Source organism: Pareuzebyella sediminis (assembly GCF_008367235.1).
In the GTDB taxonomy this organism is placed as follows: Bacteria; Bacteroidota; Bacteroidia; order Flavobacteriales; family Flavobacteriaceae; genus Pareuzebyella; species Pareuzebyella sediminis.
Genome location: NZ_VTZS01000006.1, coordinates 123069 through 145920, shown reverse-complemented (window position 1 = coordinate 145920; position 22852 = coordinate 123069). Strand labels below are relative to the sequence as shown.

The window sequence follows — 22852 nt, the reverse complement described above, 5'->3', positions numbered from 1 at the left end:
TCAGGGCGAAGGTTGTACTTTCAATTTTGAACGAAACGGAATTCAGAAACGTTCCTGTATTTTTCCCCAGGCCGCAAAATACAATTTGGAAAGTTATTGTGGTTAGGGGCATCCGGAAGGTTCTGGGTTTCAAAACAAATCGCCGGAATCTTTACGGGGGTATAAACCACCACGGCAGGCTGATTCGTAATGACTTCTATTGAGATTCCTGATTTCAACGACGATACTTTTGCCGCAGTTTTTGCTTTTAAATCGGTAATAAAAGGTGTGTCTAAATGCTGTTGCCCTATGGGCCTTTCCGATAAAAAGTCATAGGGTGTTCCTTTGGTAGGGAGTAAATTCCCAGTAGGAACAAGATTTTCGAGCGTTTCTGCGTAGTGAGAGCAGTTTAATTGTAACCGATAATCGCTTACCGTGTCTTCACTATCTAATCTGAAATAGGAGTGATTGGTGAGGTTTACGACGGTAGTTCTGTCAGAAATCGCCTCGTGAATGATATGTAAGGCATTGTCCACCAATTTATAGGTTACTGAGGCCTTAAGATTTCCAGGATACCCCTCTTCCAAATGGTTACTTAGATAAGAAAGCTGAACAAATGGTTCATCTTCACGACCAATTTTATCTATGGTCCACTGTTTTTTTGCGAAGCCCTCTTTTCCACCATGTAAGTGCACTCCATTGATAGTATAAAGAGGATAGGTCTCCCTGTCTAATACAAAGCCCTTTGAGATACGACCGGCATATCTTCCCACACAGGCTCCAAGTGAAGTCTTATCCTCTATATATTTGCTGGGAAATTCTAAGCCCACAACAACATTCGTATAGCGTCCGTTTTTATCTTTAAGTAACAATTTTTGAATCACGGCACCATAATCGAGTACGACTAAAATGATGTTCTCGTTTTGTAATGTAACTTGTTTCAAAAGGATAGCATTAAAATTAGGGCAAAAATACCTGTTTTTTGCAACATGTAAATATTTCCTTCGTCCTTATAAATAGAATATCACAAAACAAAACACCGAAACCGGCCAATGTTTCAAATCGATGTAGTTGAAAAATGTAAGGCAAACGATCGAAAAGCACAATTAATGCTGTATGAGCAATATTGCGATGGCATGTTTCATGTGGCCTTGCGCTTTGTGAGAAATACCGAAGATGCTGAAGAGGTTTTACAAGAATCATTTATTAAAGCTTTTCAAAAGATTCATCAGTTTAAGTCCGAAGTCACCTTTGGGGCCTGGTTAAAACGGATTGTCATCAATAAAAGCATCGATTTTTTAAAGTGTAAGAAACAGCAAACCGTAACATTGGATGAAACTTACATGCATATCGAAGACGATCAAGATTGGAAGGTAGAAGAGGGTATAACCATAGAACAGGTAAAGGAATCGATGGATCAACTGCCTGAAAAGTACAAGTATGTCGTAATGTTATACTTGATAGAAGGCTATGATCATAGCGAGATTTCGCAGATTTTGAATATTAGCGAAACGGCTTGCCGCACACGTTTATCAAGGGGTAAAGGGCATTTGAAAACAGTATTGAAAAATAAGAATTATGGCACAGGATCTTAGAAAGCTTTTTGAAAAGGAAAGACAATCGAACAAAGGCACTTTGAAAGAAGGACATAAGGCACGATTTGTAGCACGTTTAGAGCGTGAAATGCCTCCCAAGAAAAAAGGTTCCTATGGCTTCTTATTAGCTATAGCGGCATGCGTAGTGTTGTCGATTGGAGGTGCCATCTATTATTTTGGTAGTTTGAGGGTAGGGGTACCGGGGCATGGGACCGTTGTCGATAAAAATGGGGTCAACGAGGTCGATACCGGTATTTCATTGGGAGATCTCTCGCCCGATTTAAAAAAAATTGAAGACTACTATGTAGCCAATATCAATCTCGAGCTGTCGCATTTGAAGATATCACATCAAAATAAGGCATTGGTCAATAGTTATATGGAACAACTCGGCACACTGAACGAAGAGTATAAAAAATTGAACGTAGAGCTCAATGATATTGGTCCCAACGATCAGACCATAACGGCCATGATTAAGAACCTACAGCTACGTTTACAATTAATGCACAAGTTAAAAGAGAAATTAAATCAATTAAAATCATCAAAAAATGAAACAGTTACGAAAACAAGTGTTTAAGTCCATTACTATGCTCCTATGTCTAATCAGCATAGGAGGCTATGGACAAAAGCGAGAGAAAACATTTTCTGAAAGGTTCAACGTTTCGGAAAATAGTGTTCTCGAAATTAATACCAGTTATGCCGATATTGAATTCGATACTTGGAACAAGGATGAGATATCCATTGAGGCTACTATTGAATTGGAAGGGGTGTCCGAGGAAGAAGCCAAAAATTATTTTGATAGCGAGGGCTTCGAAATTGTGGGAAACAGCAAAAAGGTTGTGCTTAACAGCCGTAATACTGGGCCATGGTTTTTTCAACATCATGAAAATCTTACAAACATTCATGTGGAAATTCCCGAAATGCCCGAATTTGAATCGTTCGATTTTGATTTTGATTTTTCAGACATTGGCGATTTGCCCTCTATGCCCCCACCTCCAAATCCAAATTTTGACTATGAGGCCTATAAAAAGGATGGAGAGGCTTATTTGAAAAACTGGCAAAAAAACTTCGAGAAGAATTTTGGCGAACCCTATCAAAAAAAGATGGAAGAATGGCAACGTAAAATGGAAGTGAAGCAAAAGGAGATGGAAAAGAGGCGAGAGAAAATAGAGGAAAAAAGAATGGAGGAGCAGGCCGAGCGAATTGAGGCAATTGCGAAAGCCAGTGCCAAGCGTGTCGAAAGGCAGATGGAGGCGCAGCAAAGACGCTTGGAAAGAAATCAAAAACACTGGGCAACCCAAGACTCCACACCGTCTTTTTTTCTACATCATGATGACATTCCTGCCGGATCAAATACCTTTTATTTCAAATCTCAGGGAGAAAATAAGAACTATAAGGTGAAAAAAACCATCAAAATAAGAATGCCCAAATCGACGAAATTAAAGTTGAACGTTCGTCATGGAGAGGTGAAATTAGCGGAGAGCACCACAAACATGAACGCTACGCTATCTCATGCAAGTTTGTTTGCCACAACAATAGATGGTGATAAGACCACTATTTCGGCTTCTTACAGCCCTGTTAGTGTTGAAAAGTGGAACTATGGTCAGCTACAGGCCGACTACTCTGCGAGTGTTGACTTAAAGGAGGTACTTAACTTGCGCCTGAATGCCATATCTTCGGATGTCACCATCGAAAACCTTATGAAAACGGCATTTATAAAAAATGACTTCGGGCCTATTTTGATTAAAACGATATCCAAGGATTTTGAGACCTTGGATATCTCTATGCAGAATGCAGAGTTGTTCTGTAACCTGCCAAAAACGGCGTACACTATTTACGTGAATAGTACGGACTCTGATTTCGAAGGGCCTAATGACCTGAAAGTGAAAAAGACAACCAACCATGGCAATGAGATACTGAGGGGGTATTATCTTCATAAAGATGCTGCACAATCAATAACTCTTACTGCGAAGTACAGTGAAATCAATTTGAACTAGCTCTGTCCTAATCCCTAGCTCCAAAAAAATGGTGACATTAGTTCACCCTTTTCTCTTCGCTCCATATAAACACGGACCGATTAGCTGTTCGTCTACTCTTTACAGTCATTTTTTTGACAGCTGAACACGCCTCAATTGTTTACCTTCCTTTAAATTATACTTTTTTTGCGATACGCCCTTTCTTGGAGGTTTCGATATAAGGATATTGGTCCGGTTAGGTTCAAATTTCATTATTCGGTGTGCTACGAAGTACACCATAAACCTTTGGCCTAAATTTTTCAGGTGTTAGGTTAACATCATCTAGTAGGCTGTCTTTAAAAGAGAGCTGTTCTAAAAAGTATTTATTTAACGATTTGTCATTTTCAATGAACCTCCTTTTTAAGATACTCTTGAAAATTTTGCTTAAATCGATTCAGTCGAGGAACGGAGACATTCGTTATGTATGAGTTATTGGGATGCTTTCGCTCATAATCTTGGTGGTATTCTTCAGCTTTGTAAAATTTATCGAGGGGCATTACCTCGGTTGTGATGGTGTCGTTACCGTACACCTTCTGATCTTTAAGAGCTTTGATATAACTTTCAATGATTTTCTTTTCCTTTTCATTTTCATAAAAAGCAATTGATCTATATTGAGGTCCCCGATCTGGTCCTTGGCGGTTGAGTGTAGTGGGGTCATGGGAACCGAAGAAAACCTGTACTAGTGCGGTAAAAGAAATTTCCTTTGGGTCATAATATACTTTTACAGCTTCTGCATGCCCTGTAAGGCCCGCGCCGACCTGTTCGTACGTGGGGTTTTTTTCCGATCCACCTGCATACCCCGAAACAGCTTCCTTAACTCCTTTTACGCTCTCGAAAATGGCCTCTACGCACCAGAAACATCCACTGGCAAAATAGGCAGTTTCATATTGGTCTAAATCTTGTTGTGAAGGTTTAACTAACGCTGCAGTAGGTTGATTATCGCTGCTATTCACTTTTTTATTCGTATTCGATTGGCAAGAGGTCGATAGCGCCAAGGCTAAAGCGGACAATAAAATTTTTGGTAATGACATCTTCATATGCGTTTTATGTATTTAGTCTATAATGTATACGAAAACTTACGGAGCTGGTTCAAAAAAATAAGACCCTTCGAAAATTTTTCGAAGGGTCTATGAATTTAATGAAAAATGCTATATCTAAGAACCTATAGTTCCGTTGCCGAAAATTTCAATAGCCGAAATTTTAGGTTTGTTGACTGAAGCCTCAATGCTTATGTTCAATTCACCATCGGTTACTTCGACATCGTACATTCTAAAGGAAGCTGTGGCCGCACCTACCTCTTTATAAAGATCATAGGCTGTAAATATCGGAGTACCTTCCATAGAAATATTGAAAATTCTACTTCCTACACCACCTTCAAGGCCCTGTGGGTTTTCAACGCCCCAGTAAATCTCCGCAAAATAAAGTTTGACGGTATATGTGCCATTACTTACCGGAATATCATAGGAAAATGGTCCTCTAACATCAACGTCGTTTTCTGTCACCCTTTCGGTCAAGAATAGTTCATCCATATCCGTACCATCTATTTCTGTTACGAACGGATTGGTATAGGCCTCCGTATTATCGGTAAAATACTGATCGGCCAAGAAGGTCACGTCACCATAGGTTACCTCTGGCCCACCACTGTTAATCCGTAAAATTGAAGGGCCAACAGGCTCAGTTGACTGCTCTATTTCCTGTGAAGGGTTTGAGTCATCGGGGTTTAAGGTAATTACTGCAGTATCCGATATATCTGTACCATCCAAGGTTCCTGAAACCGTAATAGTCTCCTCGGTATCACTAGTAACGGTTGCCGTATAGGTACCATCACCGTTATCGGTGACCGAAGAGATGCTAGCGGTATCTCCTGTAATGTCTAAGGCAACTGTACCTCCACTAACCGTCATGAGGGTGCCATCGGCTTCTGCCAATTGTACGGTTACGGTAGAGGTAGACGTACCATTGGTGTTCTCAGGCGTGGTGGCTTCAATCGTGGTATTCGCGTTGGTGGGATCGGCTACTGGATCTGGCTCTTCAGGCTCTTCAGGCTCTTCAGGTTGCTGTGGAGTTGGTTCCGGACTGTCATCACTGCTGCTACAGGCTACAGGTACGGCAACTATGGATAAAAGTAATAGGGGGATTAGGAAAAACCTAATAATTAAATTATGCTTCATAATGCATTGTTTTTTTAGTAATTACTCATTTTTCTTTTTCAAAAGAACGTGCAAATTATCGAAATCGTAGTCTTCTACCAACATTATTTTGATTTTATCGACTAAATACTAAAGAATCCGTCAGGAACGTCTTTATAACCTGTAAGATTTAAAAACCTATCATAGGTACAAGCCTATTATCATTTTTTTTTAGGTTTACAGAGGTTTATAATTGATAGTATCCCGTTAATCCATAATAAGAGGTGATAGATTTTGAAGCATGTTTTTCGTCAGTTCCTGAAAATTCTGTTCTGATTCTAGACAATGCCATACCATTGGGTGCTTATTCAAATATTGACATGTCAAGTCAACACGCGATAAGGAAAAACCTGAAGCTCTCAGACCCCCACACCTGTCAGAAATTTATCGATCAAGAAATGAGTAGGCTACGTGCGAGTGTGGTCTATGGTGGTTATTTGGAAAAAAGAAATCTATATCTCGGCAACATCAATTTTCAAAGTGGTGAAGATTTACGAAATATTCATCTGGGAATCGATTTTTGGACCAAGGTCGGCACCAAGGTCGTCGCTCCCTTGCCAGGGCAAGTTCATAGTTTTAAAAACAATACCCAAAGGGGGGATTATGGTCCAACGATTATTTTAAGCCATCGGCTAAAGAACTTCAGCTTCTTTACGTTATATGGCCATTTATCGGTCGAGTCGCTTAATGGTCTGTACAAGGGGAAGAGGTTCGAAAAAGGAGATATATTGGGCGCACTTGGCAGCTCCGATATTAATGTCAACTATGCGCCCCACCTACATTTTCAAGTGATAATGGATCTTGAGGGCAATGAGGGGGATTATCCGGGTGTATGCTCTCAAAAAGACCTCCAATTCTATAAAAAGAACTGCCCTGACCCAAATTGTATATTGAAAATGAATTAGAAATTATCGATGAAATACATTTTTTATCGATAAAATGTTCCTACAAAAGAAAAGTTTCGGACTACAAAATTGAACGCTATGTCGATGTTTTAGCATTTCATCGTTGTTTTGGTGTGTTTTATCGAATTTATAAAGCCGAATTCTGCCTTTGGGGGGTTATAACCATAGAAAAAAGGTAGTCATGCGATTAGTTTTACTTTTAGTATTCATCATTGGTATCGGAATTGCTGGTCATGCACGGCAATCCGATGCTACAATTCATAAAGATAAAGTAGAGCCTTTAAAACTATCGAAAAAAGTACTACCTCAAGAATCCACTTTTCCAGACTCCCTGAAAAATGAATTGGCCATGGTCTATCGAAGCAGAAACAATATGGTAAAAAGGGAACTCTTTTTTAAAATAAAAGGTAAAGGGTGTAAATGGGTGTAATTTTTCGATCTCAGGAAGAGGGTATGATGTTTGCTAAGACTTCCCATACGTTTTCCATTACAATTTTATGACCTTCCGCAGTAGGATGAATACCATCTTCAAGGTTCAATGCCGGGTTTCCGGCAACACCTTCCAACAAAAATGGGATTAGGGCAACCTTGTTGCGTTGCGCCAAATCGGGGAAAATTTTTCTGAATTGACTGGTATAGGTTTCGCCCATGTTAGGGGGAATTTGCATGCCGGCGAGAACAATCTTCGTTTCAGGGTTTTTCATATGGACCAGATCAATAATCTTTTGTAGATTTTCACGCGTCTCTTCTAGAGGTATTCCTCGAAGGCCGTCATTGGCACCTAATTCCAATACAAAAACATCTACTCTTTGGTCGAGCACCCAGTTTAATCGATTTAGTCCTGCGGAGGTGGTTTCGCCACTGAGGCCTGAGTTGATGGCCGAGTAGTCAAATCCTAGAGAATCCAATCGCTTCTGAATCAATGCGGGAAATGCCTGCTCGGTATCTAGACCATATCCTGCGGTAAGGCTGTTTCCAAAAAACAGAATGACTTTTTCATCATTGGCCCTTACAGTTTCATTTGGGGCTTCAGTCGGTGGTGCCTCATTGTCCTGATTCTTTTTTTTTGGCGTCTCTCCACAGGAGAGAATAAAGAGTACCAATAAAAAATAACGAAATTTTAAGAAGTTGTGCATTAGCCTTGGTGTCATAATCGAATTCAATTGCTTATTTTCCCCATGTTATCTTGGGTAGACCACTTATTTGAAAAAAAATCAAAAGAAATTCATGGCAAAGATATTAAACGTGAACCATCTGAGGAAAACGTATTCCAACGGCTCGAAAGATTTGACCGTACTTGATGACATAACATTTGAAATTGAAGAAGGTGAAACATTTGCCATCGTGGGTCCTTCAGGTAGCGGTAAAACGACCCTCTTGGGCTTATGTGCGGGTCTAGATCGTCCTGATAAGGGTACTGTAGAACTTTGTGGCACTGATTTAAGTACCCTTGATGAAGACGGTCGGGCACAACTGCGCAATCAAAAAGTAGGATTTATTTTTCAAAATTTTCAATTACTGCCTACGCTGACCGCATTAGAAAATGTTATTGTACCCTTAGAGCTACAAGGTGTCAAGAATCCTAGTAATAGTGGAAAAGACCTTTTACAGAAAGTCGGCCTTGCCGATCGTCTGCATCATTACCCTTCACAGCTTTCCGGGGGAGAACAGCAACGAGTGGCTTTGGCCAGGGCATTTTCTAACGCCCCCTCGATTTTGTTCGCCGATGAACCCACGGGTAACTTAGATGAGGAAACAGGAGAAAAGGTTATAAAACTGTTATTTGAGCTTAATAAAGAATTGGGTACTACTTTGGTTATTGTTTCGCATGACCTTGATCTGGCGCGAAAAAACGAACGTATTTTAAGGTTAAAAGGAGGAAGAATAATGGCGAACGAAACCATGGTACAGTCGTAAGCATGGATATAAAAAAGGTGTCAAAAGCAGGTCTCGGTTGGTATATGAAAATGGCGTGGCGCGATGGTAAATCAGGCATACGGCGTCTAGTCTTGTTTATGGCTTCCATCGTTTTAGGAATTGCCGCAGTAGTCTCCATTCAATCATTCAGCGAATCCCTTAAAGAAAATATTGCCCTTCAATCAAAGGCTCTAATGGGTGCCGATTATGTTATCGATAGCAATCAACCCCCGAACGAAAAGGTGGAGTCCATCATAGACTCGTTGGGAGGGGCAGATGCGAAAGGTGTTAGTTTTCCCTCTATGGCCCAATTTCCCAAAACAGGGGCCACAAAATTGGTCAACGTTCAGGGTATCGAAGGAGCCTATCCTTTTTACGGCGAGCTTGACACGCAACCCGCCTCGGCGGCTTCGGAATATCAGAAATCGGGCGGGGCCCTAGTAGACGCCACCTTGATGTTGCAATATGGTCTACAACCGGGCGACTCTATTAATATAGGAAAAGTTGGGCTTCCCATTATCGGTACCCTTGTCTCGGCTCCTGGCAGTACAGGGATGTCGGCTTCTATAGCGCCTCCTGTTTTTATCCCGTATCGCTTCATTGCCGCGAGCGGATTGGTGCAGGTGGGAAGTCGCGTGGGGTATGATTTTTACTTTGTGGCCAAACCAGGTCAAGACCTAGAAGCTCTCGATGAAAAAGTAGATCCTATTCTTGATAAGGAGAATGCCGATTTGGATACGCATACATCTACCGGAAGACGACTTGGGCGGCGGTATGAAAATTTTGGAAAATTCTTGAATTTGGTGGCTTTCATCGCCCTTTTGTTAGGATGTGTAGGAATTGCAAGTTCAGTACATATTTATATCAAAGAGAAGCTGCCTTCGGTGGCGGTATTGAAATGTATAGGAGCCACTCGAAAACAGACCTTTATGATTTTTTTGGTCCAAATTGCGGGTATGGGCCTCTTTGGTGGTTTGATTGGAGCCCTGGCAGGATTGCTATTACAGCAGGCCTTTCCCATTTTTCTACAAGATTTTTTACCTTTTGAAGTGCAGGTTTCATTTTCAGGACAACCTTTGGTTCTTGGTCTTTTATTAGGATTATTTATGTCGGTGCTATTTGCGCTATCTCCACTACTGTCTACGTTATATGTATCGCCTTTACAGGCACTGCGAATACAGGAATACCCTTCAAAAAAATCGAGAAAGGCCCATCTTATGGTTTTCATGGCCATTATCCTTTCAGTCATCGCATTTTCATTCTGGCTACTGGGTAGTTGGAAGTATGCCTTGTCATTTGTCTTGGGGATCGTTGTGGTTTTCGCGATTCTTAGTGGAATTTCATTGATGTTCATGCGGGTGGTCAAAAAACATTTCCCGGCATCTTGGGGATATACGTCAAGACAAAGTCTACTGAACCTCTTCCGTCCGAACAATCAAACCATGGTTTTGGTTCTTGCTATTGGTGTAGGCGCTTTTTTGATCAGTACTTTATACTTTTCGAAAGATATATTGCTTGCCAAAACATCTTTGGAATCCAATAAACGAACTCCGAACATGATTTTGTTAGATGTACAGACCGAACAGCGAGAGGCGGTTGCCGAGCGTCTTAGAGAGAACGATCTACCCGTAATCGATAACATTCCCATAGTAACGATGAGGATACAAAAAATAAAGGACCGTACAGCCAATGAGATACGCAACGACACGACTTCCACTATAAATAGATGGATATTGAACCATGAATTTAGGGTAACCTATCGTGATTCGCTTATACCTTCGGAAACCTTAGCTTCCGGTAAATGGCAAGGTAAGGCTCGTCGAACCGAAGTGATTCCCATCTCCCTCTCCGACAATGTAGCTCGCGATGCACAAGTTACTATTGGTGATCCTATGGTTTTTAATGTACAAGGTGTTTTGATGGAAACAGAAGTAGCAAGCATTCGCCAAGTAGACTGGGGCCGCATGCAGTTGAATTTTTCCGTGGTATTCCCTACAGGTATTCTAGAAGATGCGCCCCAATTTCATGTTTTGACCACGAGCGCCCCAGATGAACGTACCTCTGCCAAGGTACAGAGAGCACTGGTCAGTCAGTTTCCGACAGTTTCGATACTCGACTTAAGACAGCTTTTATCTTTGGTAGATGGTATTCTCGATAAAATTTCCTGGGTGATCAATTTTATGGCCTTCTTCAGTATCCTAACAGGAATCATTGTATTGATAGGTTCGGTAAGAACGAGTAAATACCAGCGTATCAAAGAGAATGTACTGCTACGAACACTTGGTGCAAGGAATCATCAAATTTTGAAAATCACTGCTTTAGAGTATCTGTATTTAGGCATTTTGGGAAGTACTATCGGAATTCTATTATCGTTGATCAGTAGCCAGTTATTGGCCCTGTTTATCTTCGAAACAGCTTTTGTACCTTCTGTAATTCCATTCTTGATCGTTTTACCGTTTATAACTCTGCTCGTACTCGGTATCGGGTTATTGAACAATAGAAAAGTGCTACAAAGCCCACCTTTGGAAGTGTTGCGTCGGGAGACCTCATAAGAGAAGTACCTGAATGCGAAACAAAGCATGCGCTGCCCAATCGTACCCAGAAACTTAGAATTACTTTATAAGTCGGTTTACTAACTAGAGGTATTTCTGACCAATCCCACCCCTGAAAAGAAGAAGATGGCACCTAAGACGCCATATACCAATAACATTTTGGTCGTGCCGGTCCCGTTTGCGAAAAGAACCGCGGTGTAGATAAGTCCGCCAATTCCCAATAGAGTTAAAACCGTGCCGAAAATTTTCTTTAAATCCATGAGGATAAAAATAGAAAAAAAGTTGAAGTGATTGTAAAATTCTTTTTGTCCCTTGAAAAGATCGATAAAAAACAACTTGTCTCGGTAAAGCGTTTTTTGCTCAAAGCACACTCATCGAAGCTTTCTGACACTTTATCCGAACCTTTGCAGATAACCGAAAATCTTATTGAATTCAGCGAATGGAAACCTTTAATCATAGGGGCTAGGGCGTTTTATTTATATAAAAACGCAAGTCATGAAAACCATAGCAACTATCATTTTTGTTCTTTTTGTAGGAGTAGCTGCCCAAGCTCAAGAAGGAGATGTGACGCTTAAAGATCAAGCCGTGGAAATGACCGGTGTAGCGCAGCCAACTTATGAAGAGATAACTATTGAAAAGAAGCTGGAAGTGGCAAGGTTATATAAGCGTAGCAACGCTAAAATCAAAAAAGCGCTTTCTTTTACTACAAAGAAAAACAGACCTAAAATGGCTTGATACGAATTGCTCGTCAGTGCCTTACGCCTAATTTTTTAATAAATTATACCTTTTGGGAAATAGATCTGGGAATCTTGTACTGAATCTTTCCCTTTCATGGTATTAAAGGATCAGGGCTTTGGCCAACCAGCTATTTGTTATTCAATAAAGGCATAGAAGCATACCATTCCGTTACCATTTTGGTCATTAGTTTTGTTTTCTCGACATGTATTCCTGAAAGATCGGTTTGTTCTCCCGGGTCTTTTGTAATTTGGTAGAGTTCGGGCCTACCACCGTCATAGTCGCATAGCAACTTCCAATCACCTTCGCGCATGGCCAAATCAGGCAGATCGTTGAAGCCATAAAAATTTTTGCGGTCAGGGGGACGACTGTAGTAAATAGGTGCTGCTCGAGATTTGCGGGACCTACCAAGAAGGGTCGCTAAAACGTTTTCACCATCTTTAGGCTTATTTTTCGGGCTTTTGGCATTAGCAAAATCTAGTAACGATGGCATGATGTCGATGGCCGAAATTACAGATGTTTCGTTTCGGGCTCCCTGCAACACTTTATCGATATAGCCGGGTCCCCATACGATCAGGGAAGATCGAATGCCTCCTTCATACAAATGTGTCTTATAGCCTTTTAGTTCTCCGGCCTGTCCCGCTCCCAACTCCGGACCATTGTCGGAGCAGAATAAAATTAACGTGTTGTTTCGAAGTTTTTCATCGGCATTGATATAATTGAAAAGTTTTCCAAATTGTTGGTCCATCGCTTCCAGAACGGCAAGATATAGGCCCCTTTTACCAGCATCCTTGGCCATACCGTATTCTTCGAAAGGTGGCCAATATGGGCTATGTACGTCGTCTGGCCAAATATTAATATAAAAAGGCTTTTGTCCATGCTCTGCTTCCGATATAAAAGCAAGGGCCGTGTCGATAAAACCCGAAGTTATTTCAGAACGTTGCATCCAAGTAAAAGGCCCGCCTAAAATTTCGGCATTTTCCCAAATGCGGCCAACCTTTCCGTTCTCATCTTTAGTTAGTGGTAACAGCTTGGCACCCATACCCTCAAAATTGGTCAATGACTGGTCAAAGCCATACGCTGAAATCAACGGTGCATCGGTTACATCGCGTTGACCGCCCATATGCCATTTTCCGAAATGGCCGGTAGCATAACCCATTTTGTTAAGGTTACGCGCTAACATCGGAGCCGATGGGTCTAACCAATTGGCCATGCCGCGCTCGGCATTTCTCGAGCGATTGTCAAGGTATGATGTTATATGCCATCGTTGCGGATAAGTGCCCGTTGAGATTGCTACCCGCGAAGGTGAACAAATGGGTGAGTTTACATAGAATTGATTAAAGCGCAGCCCCTCGGCAGCAAGTCGATCAATATTAGGGGTTTGCGCATCGGTGTTTCCAAAACATGATAGGTCCGTCCATCCCATATCATCGATGAAAATGAGAATTATATTTGGCTTTTGGACGGTAGTATTTTTAGAACAAGAAGCCAAGCCAAGCGAAAGCAAACATAGCAGCCAAATTACGACTTGATTATCGGGATGTTGTTTTGTTTCCGGCATAGTTAGATCGTATGATTTAAAACCCTTCGGTGAAGGGTAGATTGTTATTTATCAGACCAGATAGCCAGTACATTACCCTCGGGATCGGCAAAATGAAACCTTCGTCCCCCTGGAAATGAAAAGATAGGTTCCGTAATCGTACCCCCAGCAGCTTCGATTTTCGATTGGATCGATTCAAGTGCGCTATGGTAAAGTATAATCAAGGCACCTTGTAAGGTAACGCTATCCGACCTTTCAAATCCACCTTGTAAGCCACTATTGGAAAATGCAGTATAGTCAGGTCCATAATCAGTAAATGACCATCCGAATACCGAAGTGTAGAACCTTTTTATGCCTTCAAGATCCATGGCCTTGAATTCCACATAATTGATATGATTGTCTTTTGTATTCATCTACCATCGTATGGTTTATGGGCCGTAGCATTTTCAGTTGCTAGACATTGTTCGAATAGAAAACCAGAAGAAGATATTTCTACATTTATCCCATCAAGATACTAAAAAGAGGCAGCCCTTGCGTAGTACCGGCTGAATTCTTCATTAAATGGGGTGCTTTTTGAACAAGCCCAACGGCGTAATGGCAGTTGAATTACGCATTAGTTCGGTAAAGTGTTTTACTGCCCTTGAACGTTCAGCGATATTTTTTTACAGTTTGTCCGAACTAATGCAGATTACCGAAATTCAGTATGCTTTCAGCGAAGGGAAACCCTTTAAAATAGGGGGTAGAGCGTTTTTTTAATAGAAAAACGCAAGTCATGAAAACTCTAATAACTATCCTTTTTTTTGTAACCTTTATCAGCGCATCTGCCCAAGTTCAAGAAGTGACTTCAGAAATGAAAGTGGCTACTATTGAAACGACTATCGTAAAAGGAACGACTTTTGAAAAGGTAGTTTTAGAAAAGAATGATGAGGTGGCTCGTTTATATAAAAGGAGTAATTCAAGGGTTAAAAAAGAACTTTCTTTTTCGACTAAGGCAAACCGACCTAAAATGGCATAGTACTTTCTAAGTCCGGCATCAAAATACAAATTCTGACGGGCCTCTTCAAGAGGCTTTTTTATTTGACACCTATCTTTGCCGGAATTATCTTGAAGATTGGATTCATATGTATTTCTACTTTTAAATTATGGAGTATGGTTTTGAGGCCGTTTAAAGATGCAATATCTTAGTAGGGTTGAATTGAACTCAAAGCATGGCTATGTCAACTTTTAGACTCAAAAAAAACGTTCATAAGATTCATCTCGTGCTGGGTTTGGCCATAGGGGTACCATTTTTCATAATATCTTTTTCTGGAGCTATTTTGGCCTGGAAACCTGAATTTAGTACAGTGATGTATAAACAGAAGGTAATAGTACAAGACGCGCCTTTTGTACCCGTGTCTAAATTAAAGGCCACTCTGGCAGAGGAGTTTCCGGAAGGTGATTTTCGATCCGTACTTTTTCAGGGAAAGGATCGTACGGCCAATGTGTTGCTTTATGTGCCCGGTACATATTACTATGCCTTTATGAATCCATATACGGCCGAGATTCAACATCTTCAGAATATGAAACGTGGGTGGTTGAATACGTTGGTACCCCTGCATCGCAATCTTTTATTAGGTAAAATCGGAGAGCATATCGTTCATTGGATAACGCTGTTGTCACTTTTTATGATTATAACCGGACTAGTGCTCTGGTGGCCGAAACGGAAATCAAAACGAAAATACTCTTTTAAAGTGCAATGGAAGGCCCGTCCGGTAAAAGTAAATTATGATTTACACAACGTTTTTGGCTTCTATGGGTGTTGGATTGGGGTGTTTACTATCTTAACAGGTATTTTTTGGGGTTTTGAACCTTTCAGAGACTCATTGAAGGTTTTGACCGAAGAAAATAGGATAGTTTACGATTCCCCGATATCCGATGTGTCCGAACACATTGAAAATCAAAATCTTGAAAATATCATAGACAGTTTGGTTTATAGCCACCTAAGAGCACTTCCTGACCTTCTTTTAAGAATCAGTTATCCGCACAGTGAAGAGGAAACTATCAATATGGCCATTATCGACCCATGGCAGCGGGTATGGCGCACCGATTATTATCACTTCGATCAATATAGCGGTCAAAAAGTTAAAGGCCATTTTAAAAATGGACTTTCCAAGGATGCGAGCTCTTTTACCTTATTGAACAGATTAGTTTACGATATCCATCTTGGTAACCTGTTCGGTTTTATAGGTCGCTTAATGGCAAGCTTAAATGCTCTGATCTTGGCTTCATTACCGATTACCGGTTTTTTTATTTGGTCCAGCAAACGGCAGTCCTGACTTCACTATTTAGAATTCTGCACGTACCTATTTTTTTTTTTGACAGTCTGAAGTTGGTCTTATATTGCCGTTGAACTTCAAGAAGTTTCGATGACTGGATTTGCGCTTTTTTTATTTTATCGAAGTTTTTTTACCCTTCGTCCAAAGGTCTGTTATCAGGGCGATAATTATTGCTTTTCAGCGAGTTATGAATGCTTTGGGAGGCTTTGAAAATATCTTTAGGGTACCCAAATAAATATCATGAAACCTTTAAGTACCCTAATTTTTATCCTCATCGGAGCAATGGCTCTAGCAAATAATGAAATCAATGTTAAAGTTGACGCTATTAAAATGGGTGTTGTTTTGGATCTTGGCATGGACTCTTTTAAAGATACTCCGGAGATTAAAAATTGCACCACAAACGGCATAACGCGTTTGTACAGAGTACCGAATTCAAGGGTAAAAAAAGCGTTGACCTTCACTACGGAGTTCCATCGTTCGAAATTGACCTAAAGGTAATTTTTATTAACCTAGTCACATATTGTTGAAATTGCCCACAAATTTTATCGCTATGTTTATAATAGTCTGTATAATGGCTTTGGCCTTAGTTCTGATCAATTCCCTAGTTTTCCCAAAAACAAAGGGTATACTTAGGCCTTTACGCATACCTTCATCATTAGAGAAGTAAAAGGTTTGAGGTATCTAATGCTTTTGGAATAGAGAAGATACCATAAAAGGCGTCTTTTTAGACTACCGAAGGTATTTGGTCGCTTATTTCCCTGAATTTTATGGTATAGTACGTTCCTCTTTTTGTAAGGTCTCTTATGATGGATCCCTGTAGCTGTCGTGCCAGATTATGGATTAATTTAAGCCCAAGGGATTTTGAATTTTTATGGGTAAGTTCTTCCGAAAAACCTGCGCCATTATCACCGATATTCAATTCGTATTCATTGTTTTCCCCTTTGCGGAGTCTTATATGTATTTCTCCCTTACTTTCATCGACAATTCCGTATTTAAGGGCATTTGTGACGGTTTCGTTGATTAGAAGCCCCAAAGGAATAGCCGTATCTATATTTAATTTTACATCGGGAATATCGATATCCAAGGTAATATTACTACTGGTACCCTTGATCGAACGTACTAAATATTCCGCTAGCTCTTGTACGTATGATTTATATTCTATTTTTGACAAATCTTCTCTCATATACAGCATTTCGTGAACCATAGCCATTGAAATTACCCTGTTTTGACTGCTTTTGAGAAGGTTTTTCACTTCTTTATCAGAAATACTCCGAGACTGTAGGCTCAGGAGACTTGAGACGGTCTGTAAATTATTTTTAACTCTGTGATGCACTTCTTTAATAAGGGTTTCTTTTTCGAGAATTTTTTCTTCGAGCTCACTTTTGGTTTTATAAAGGTTGTGATGGGCATGCAATAGGTTTTTTCCAAAAACACCGCCTAATAAATACACCGAGAAGAGCACACTTAATAGGGCGAAAAGGTTTTTTGATTTTTCAGGAACCACATTGGTAACAAAACTAAAATCGGCTATACTTTGGGAATATATCAATACAATAATAAGTAAGTTAAGGTTTAAATAGAGGGAGCCGTAGGCTTTAGTAGTTACATAGCCTGCTACCACTATAAGGGCCAATACGAAAATAAAGGGACTATTTATGCCCCCGCTATATAAAGTTATGACACTGGCACCTGCCAAGGTCATTATCGAAACAATGTTATAGGTAAGCATCAAATTTCGATGATACTTATATGAAAAAGTATTCATCAAATTTAAAACGCCAAAGCTTAGAAAGATGTAGGGTATAACCTCAGTTATATCAAGCAGAAAAAAGCAAATACCACTAAAGATCAGTGAGAAAATAGAAGTATAATAGTTGACTTTAACAACAAGTCTTTCCTTATCTCGGAGCCGTTCTTCAAACCTCTTGTTTTTTTGCATAACGTAAATACTTACAACTTAAAAAAAAGAATTCTTAAGAAAAACCGACATTGAAAGAGTAAAACTAAATATGTTTTACCGAATAATCAAAAAACGAACCGTAATTAAATGACGGTACCTTCTCATTTTCACTATTTTAATTCCAACACTAAGATTTAAAAAAAAATTCAAAGCCTTTAGAGCTACGCAAAATGGCTTCGAAAATCAGACCTATGTTTTTTAGTTTTATTTATATCTTGAAAAAGAATTTCGTATTTGGTTCCTTTGGGTGTAGAAATCCTTTTGGCCGAACCTTTTAGTTGACGGGCTAGATTATGAATCAGTTTTATACCTAATGAATCGGCGCTTTTAAAATCGATGTCTTGTGAGAATCCTATACCATTATCGCAGATTTGTAAGGAATAAGAGTCTGTATTCTTTTCTTTACGCAACACGATATCGATCTGTCCCTTGGAGTTGTCTTCAAAAGCGTACTTAATGGAGTTAGTCAGAGTTTCATTGATCAATAATCCTAAGGGGATTGCCGTATCGATTCCTAATTGAACGTCGGGAATATCAACATTTATAGTAATATCGATTTCTTTTTCTTTAATTGAACTCACCAAATATTCGGTGAGTTCATTAATATAGGATTTAAATTGGATCTTAGAGAGATTATTGCGCATGTAGAGCATCTCATGAATCATTGCCATTGACATTACTCTGGTCTGACTACTATTTACGACGTTTTTTATTTGTTCGTTCTTTGTGTTTTTGGCTTGTAAGCTTAGCAAACTTGAAACGGTTTGGAGATTGTTTTTTACCCTATGGTGCACCTCGCGAAGAAGATTTTCCTTTTCGTCGATACGCCTTTCGATCTCTTCCTTTGACTTGTAGAGCTTATAGTGTGCATTCATTAGATCCTTTCCAAAGATCCACCCCATGAGGTAGACTGCAAACAAAATACTTGCCAGACCGAACATTTCCCTTGATTCTTGTGGTACCTCGTTTTCAATGAAATCGGAATAGTAGTAATTGATGAAAAAAATTGCGATGATGGTAAGTAGAATGGCGTACATATATATGTCTCCGAAAAATCGGGTCGCAATGTAACCGGCAAGCACAATAATCGCTAAAATAAAAATGAAGGGACTGTTTATTCCTCCGCTTGATAAAGTAATCGCCAAGGTACTGACCCAAGATAACAGGGTAGTGTAGATGGCCATCGCAGTGAGATTGTGGTGCTTTGCAAAAGCACCAACATTCAATAAGTTCATCACTGGATAAAAGAAAAAAACAAAAGAAATGGTTCCTTTTATTTCGAACAAAAAGACACAAAACAAACCAAGAACCAAACTGAGAAAAGAGGAAACATAGTTAAACTTTAAGAGCAACTTGGTCTTGTCCTCTATTCTATTGTGATTCGGGCCTGAACTTCGCATATGGGGGCTATATGCAATTTTTTCAAGTAATTCGAAATACTTCCTCATTCATGCATAAAAAACAGGTATAAATACCCCTTTAGCATCGGACATCTTTTAGGCCACTCTTTCGATAGATTTAAGGTGAAATCCGTATCAATTGTACGATTTAATTCTTATCAAAATACGATAAAACTTACAATTTCAAGTAAAAAAAATTGGTTCTTTTGTTGATTTTTATTTTCGAACACAAAAAAGATCGCCCATTTCTATTGGATGTAGAGGTTTTAAATCAATCTTCGGTGAGTACCCATTCACCTGTTTCGATAAGGGGCTCCGCTTGTTTGTACTTTACGGTCTTGCTCTCCCCTGACATCACATTTTTAATAGTTACTTTTTCATTTCGCCCTATTTTGGGCCGTTCACGAGTGATGGTTTCAGTAATCTGTGGTCGTTGACCTTGGGTTTGACCGGCAGCACGATTCTGCGCAGCGAGTTCGTCGCTGTTAGGAATCTCTTCTTTGCTAGTCTTTAAATTTTCCTTGGGTCTACCAACATTTCTAGCCTCTTGAATATCATTTGGACTTCCACTGGGTAGTTCTCCTTTGTATAAAAAAGAAACCACTTCTTTATTAACCTTGTCCATGATGCTTCTAAAGAGTTCGAACGCTTCAAACTTGTAGATCAATAGAGGATCCTTCTGCTCGTGTACGGCCAATTGAACGGATTGTTTTAACTCGTCCATTTTTCTCAAATGTGTTTTCCATGAATCATCAATGATGGCCAAAGTGATGTTCTTCTCGAAATCGTTCACTAACTGTTGGCCATCGCTTTCATAGGCATCTTGTAAATTCGTGACTACGTTTAGCGTTTTTATTCCATCGGTGAAGGGTACAACGATACGTTCAAATTTATTCGCATTATCTTCAAAGACCTTTTTGATTACGGGAAATGCCGTAGCGGCGTTTCGCTCCATCTTCTTTTGATAATACGTATACGCTTCTGAATATACTTTACTGGCAATTTCCTGTACACCCAACTTGTTGAATTCGTCTTCCGACAATGGAGAAGTGATTGAAAAATACTTGATGAGCTCAAATTCGAAATTTTTATAATCGTTAGCCGCTTTGTTGGTATCGGCTATGATTTCACAGGTATCAAATACCATATTTGCGATATCGACCTTTAATCGTTCGCCATGTAGGGCATGTCTTCTTCTTTTATAGACTACTTCACGTTGTGCATTCATAACGTCGTCATATTCAAGCAGCCGCTTACGTACCCCGAAATTGTTCTCCTCGACCTTTTTCTGGGCACGTTCAATGGACTTGGTCATCATGGAGTGTTGTATGACCTCTCCTTCTTCCAGACCCATTTTGTCCATCATTTTGGCGACGCGATCAGAACCAAATAGCCGCATAAGGTTATCTTCAAGCGATACATAGAACTGAGAGCTACCTGGATCTCCTTGACGACCGGAACGCCCCCTTAACTGACGGTCGACCCGGCGGGAATCGTGTCGTTCCGTTCCTATAATCGCTAGACCTCCCACTTTTTTAACCTCATCGGTCAATTTGATGTCGGTACCGCGACCGGCCATATTGGTCGCAATGGTGACTACTCCTGGCTTGCCGGCCTGTGCGACTACATCCGCTTCCTTTTTGTGTAATTTCGCATTCAAAACGTTATGTTCTACCTTACGTATGGTCAACATTCGCGATAAAAGTTCCGATATTTCCACAGAGGTAGTACCAATAAGTACCGGTCTTCCCTGCTGAGACAATTTCGTAACCTCGTCAATGATCGCGTTGTATTTTTCACGTTTTGTTTTATAAATGAGGTCGTTTCTGTCGTCCCTTGCAATGGGCCGGTTGGTCGGTATTTCAACTACATCAAGTTTATATATTTCCCAGAATTCACCTGCCTCTGTCACCGCAGTACCCGTCATACCGGCAAGTTTGTTGTACATTCTAAAGTAATTTTGTAGCGTTACCGTAGCAAAGGTTTGCGTCAAAGCTTCGATTTTAACGTTCTCTTTGGCTTCTATAGCTTGGTGAAGCCCATCCGAATAGCGACGGCCTTCCATAATTCGTCCGGTCTGTTCGTCGACAATCATGACCTTGTTGTTCATCACCACATATTCTACGTCCTTCTCAAAAAGGGTGTAGGCTTTTAATAGTTGGCTGAGCGTATGTATGCGTTCACTCTTTACCCCGAAATCCTTAAAAAGTTCTTCTTTAAGTTCCGCCTCTTTCTCGATTTCAAGATTTTGATTTTCAATCTGGGCAATTTCGCCTCCTATATCTGGCATTACAAAGAAATCCCTGTCTTGAGCCCCTGAGATATAGTCTACCCCCTTGTCGGTGAGCTCAATTTGATTGTTCTTTTCATCGATAACGAACAAGAGGTCTTCATCTACCCTCGGCATTTCCCTATTGTTGTCTTGCATGTAATAGTTTTCGGTCTTCTGCAATAATTGCTTGACACCTTCTTCACTAAGAAACTTGATCAATGCCTTATTTTTAGGAAGGCCCCTATGTACGCGAAGCAATAAAAACCCGCCTTCCTTGGTGTCACCTTCGGCGATCAGCTTTTTTGCTTCCGCTAGAACGCCTGTCAAGTGCTGCTTTTGCTTATTGACAATATCGGCTACCTTAGGCCGTAATTCATTGAATTCATGGCGATCGCCTTCTGGTACGGGGCCTGAAATAATCAAGGGGGTACGTGCATCATCGATCAGTACGGAATCGACCTCATCGACAATGGCGTAGTGGTGAGGGCGCTGTACGATATCCTTTGGTGTATGGGCCATATTGTCACGCAGATAGTCGAAACCGAATTCATTATTCGTTCCATAGGTAATATCGGCGTTATAAGCAGCTCTTCTACCCTCTGAATTGGGACGATGGTGATCAATACAGTCTACAGAAAGTCCATGAAATTCGAAGATAGGAGCCATCCAAGCGCTATCTCTCTTCGCCAAATAATCGTTTACGGTAACCAAATGAGACCCTTTACCGGCCAAGGCATTCAAATACAAAGGAAGTGTGGCTACCAATGTTTTTCCTTCCCCGGTCTGCATTTCGGCAATTTTACCTTGGTGCAGGGCAATACCTCCGATCAATTGTACATCGTAATGCACCATATCCCAAGTCACTTCTTTCCCGGCCGCGTCCCAAGAGTTCCTCCAGATAGCCGTGTCCTCCTCTAGTTTGACATACTCTTTAGTGCCCGAAATTTTGCGGTCGAATTCAGAAGCCGCAACCGTTAGGGTTTCGTTGTTGGCAAAGCGCTTTGCGGTTTCCTTGACCACGGCAAAAGCTTCCGGTAAAATTTCGTTGAGGGTGCCTTCGGTAATCTTGTAGGCCTCTTCTTTAAGTTTGTCGATCTCTGTATAGATATCCTCGTTCTTATCGATGTCGTTTGAAACCTTCACTTCATCTTCAAGGGCTTTTATATGATCGGTAAGGTGGTTAATATCTTCCGCTATCTTGGCTTTGAAGGATAGGGTCTTGTTACGAAGCCCATCATGGCTAATTTGCTCTAGTTCTTTTTCGTAAGATTTAATTTGCTCGACTAAAGGCTGCATGGCCTTTACATCCTTTTCGGATTTGTCCCCAACGAATACTTTAAGAACGGAATTTAAAAAACTCATAGTATATGTTTATAATTGAACCGCTATTGAAAAGAAATTTGCGGTGAAGTATAATTATTTTGTAATGTTACTCTAGGTAGGCAAAAGGTGTTCCAACTTCTAGAATATCGAAAAAACCA

At 40.4% G+C, this 22852-nt stretch carries 21 protein-coding genes; 11 read left to right on the top strand and 10 right to left on the bottom strand.

Annotated features, from left to right (window positions below; all coding sequences use genetic code 11):
• Positions 1–20 precede the first annotated feature (20 nt).
• A complete protein-coding gene (locus F2B13_RS18505; protein ID WP_149275263.1) occupies positions 21–923 on the bottom strand; it encodes an aldose epimerase family protein in 903 nt (300 codons plus the stop codon).
• A 108-nt stretch (positions 924–1031) separates the two neighbouring features.
• Between F2B13_RS18505 and F2B13_RS18500 the strand changes: the two genes are divergently transcribed.
• From F2B13_RS18500 to F2B13_RS18490, 3 genes are read left to right on the top strand one after another with little or no spacing between them, the layout of a single operon-like run.
• On the top strand, positions 1032–1574 hold the full coding sequence (locus F2B13_RS18500; RefSeq protein ID WP_149275264.1) for an RNA polymerase sigma factor: 543 nt from the start codon (positions 1032–1034) through the stop codon (positions 1572–1574).
• A complete protein-coding gene (locus F2B13_RS18495; protein WP_149275265.1) occupies positions 1558–2148 on the top strand; it encodes a hypothetical protein in 591 nt (196 codons plus the stop codon). Before F2B13_RS18500 ends, F2B13_RS18495 begins: the two co-directional genes overlap by 17 nt.
• Positions 2120–3568, top strand: coding sequence for a hypothetical protein (locus F2B13_RS18490; protein ID WP_149275266.1), 1449 nt, complete (start codon positions 2120–2122; stop codon positions 3566–3568). Before F2B13_RS18495 ends, F2B13_RS18490 begins: the two co-directional genes overlap by 29 nt.
• Before the next feature lie 362 nt (positions 3569–3930).
• Here the strand turns inward: F2B13_RS18490 and msrA are convergent, their stop codons facing one another.
• Together msrA and F2B13_RS18480 are read right to left on the bottom strand one after the other, a co-directional pair.
• On the bottom strand, positions 3931–4617 hold the full coding sequence (gene msrA / locus F2B13_RS18485) for a peptide-methionine (S)-S-oxide reductase MsrA (RefSeq protein WP_149275267.1): 687 nt from the start codon (positions 4615–4617) through the stop codon (positions 3931–3933).
• Between the two features lie 123 nt (positions 4618–4740).
• Complete coding sequence (locus F2B13_RS18480; RefSeq protein WP_149275268.1) at positions 4741–5757, bottom strand: malectin domain-containing carbohydrate-binding protein; 1017 nt, start codon at positions 5755–5757, stop codon at positions 4741–4743.
• A 338-nt stretch (positions 5758–6095) separates the two neighbouring features.
• On the opposite strand from F2B13_RS18480, the gene F2B13_RS18475 reads away from it, so the two are divergent.
• Together F2B13_RS18475 and F2B13_RS18470 are read left to right on the top strand one after the other, a co-directional pair.
• Entirely contained in the window at positions 6096–6680 is a 585-nt protein-coding gene (locus F2B13_RS18475; RefSeq protein ID WP_149275269.1) for a peptidoglycan DD-metalloendopeptidase family protein, read from the top strand.
• A gap of 181 nt (positions 6681–6861) precedes the next feature.
• Entirely contained in the window at positions 6862–7110 is a 249-nt protein-coding gene (locus F2B13_RS18470; protein WP_149275270.1) for a hypothetical protein, read from the top strand.
• 10 nt (positions 7111–7120) lie between these two features.
• Here F2B13_RS18470 and F2B13_RS18465 read toward each other — a convergent pair whose 3' ends face one another.
• Positions 7121–7831 carry an arylesterase gene (locus tag F2B13_RS18465; RefSeq protein ID WP_232622959.1) on the bottom strand — a complete coding sequence of 237 codons (711 nt, stop codon included), beginning with the start codon at positions 7829–7831 and terminating at the stop codon, positions 7121–7123.
• A gap of 76 nt (positions 7832–7907) precedes the next feature.
• Between F2B13_RS18465 and F2B13_RS18460 the strand changes: the two genes are divergently transcribed.
• Together F2B13_RS18460 and F2B13_RS18455 are read left to right on the top strand one after the other, a co-directional pair.
• Positions 7908–8597, top strand: a complete 690-nt coding sequence (locus tag F2B13_RS18460) for an ABC transporter ATP-binding protein (protein ID WP_149275271.1) — start codon at positions 7908–7910, stop codon at positions 8595–8597.
• A gap of 2 nt (positions 8598–8599) precedes the next feature.
• The gene (locus F2B13_RS18455) at positions 8600–11149 is read left to right on the top strand and encodes an ABC transporter permease (protein ID WP_232625265.1); all 2550 of its coding nucleotides are present in this window, start codon (positions 8600–8602) and stop codon (positions 11147–11149) included.
• An 80-nt stretch (positions 11150–11229) separates the two neighbouring features.
• Here F2B13_RS18455 and F2B13_RS18450 read toward each other — a convergent pair whose 3' ends face one another.
• Complete coding sequence (locus F2B13_RS18450; protein WP_149275272.1) at positions 11230–11409, bottom strand: hypothetical protein; 180 nt, start codon at positions 11407–11409, stop codon at positions 11230–11232.
• Between the two features lie 235 nt (positions 11410–11644).
• Between F2B13_RS18450 and F2B13_RS18445 the strand changes: the two genes are divergently transcribed.
• The gene (locus F2B13_RS18445) at positions 11645–11884 is read left to right on the top strand and encodes a hypothetical protein (RefSeq protein WP_149275273.1); all 240 of its coding nucleotides are present in this window, start codon (positions 11645–11647) and stop codon (positions 11882–11884) included.
• Between the two features lie 130 nt (positions 11885–12014).
• Here F2B13_RS18445 and F2B13_RS18440 read toward each other — a convergent pair whose 3' ends face one another.
• Complete coding sequence (locus F2B13_RS18440) at positions 12015–13445, bottom strand: sulfatase-like hydrolase/transferase (RefSeq protein WP_149304814.1); 1431 nt, start codon at positions 13443–13445, stop codon at positions 12015–12017.
• A 44-nt stretch (positions 13446–13489) separates the two neighbouring features.
• Entirely contained in the window at positions 13490–13837 is a 348-nt protein-coding gene (locus F2B13_RS18435; RefSeq protein WP_149275275.1) for a VOC family protein, read from the bottom strand.
• A 359-nt stretch (positions 13838–14196) separates the two neighbouring features.
• Here F2B13_RS18435 and F2B13_RS18430 point away from each other — a divergent pair, with 359 nt between their 5' ends.
• From F2B13_RS18430 to F2B13_RS18420, 3 genes are all read left to right on the top strand, one after another.
• A complete protein-coding gene (locus F2B13_RS18430; RefSeq protein WP_149275276.1) occupies positions 14197–14439 on the top strand; it encodes a hypothetical protein in 243 nt (80 codons plus the stop codon).
• A gap of 199 nt (positions 14440–14638) precedes the next feature.
• Positions 14639–15739 carry a PepSY-associated TM helix domain-containing protein gene (locus F2B13_RS18425; protein ID WP_149304813.1) on the top strand — a complete coding sequence of 367 codons (1101 nt, stop codon included), beginning with the start codon at positions 14639–14641 and terminating at the stop codon, positions 15737–15739.
• A gap of 240 nt (positions 15740–15979) precedes the next feature.
• Positions 15980–16231, top strand: coding sequence for a hypothetical protein (locus tag F2B13_RS18420; RefSeq protein WP_149304812.1), 252 nt, complete (start codon positions 15980–15982; stop codon positions 16229–16231).
• Positions 16232–16463: 232 nt separating this feature from the next.
• Here the strand turns inward: F2B13_RS18420 and F2B13_RS18415 are convergent, their stop codons facing one another.
• From F2B13_RS18415 to secA, 3 genes are all read right to left on the bottom strand, one after another.
• Entirely contained in the window at positions 16464–17504 is a 1041-nt protein-coding gene (locus tag F2B13_RS18415) for a sensor histidine kinase (RefSeq protein WP_232622961.1), read from the bottom strand.
• Between the two features lie 356 nt (positions 17505–17860).
• A complete protein-coding gene (locus tag F2B13_RS18410; protein WP_149304811.1) occupies positions 17861–19099 on the bottom strand; it encodes a sensor histidine kinase in 1239 nt (412 codons plus the stop codon).
• Between the two features lie 271 nt (positions 19100–19370).
• Positions 19371–22733 (bottom strand): preprotein translocase subunit SecA, encoded by a 3363-nt coding sequence (gene secA / locus F2B13_RS18405; protein ID WP_149304810.1) that lies wholly within the window; start codon positions 22731–22733, stop codon positions 19371–19373.
• Positions 22734–22852: the final 119 nt, after the last annotated feature.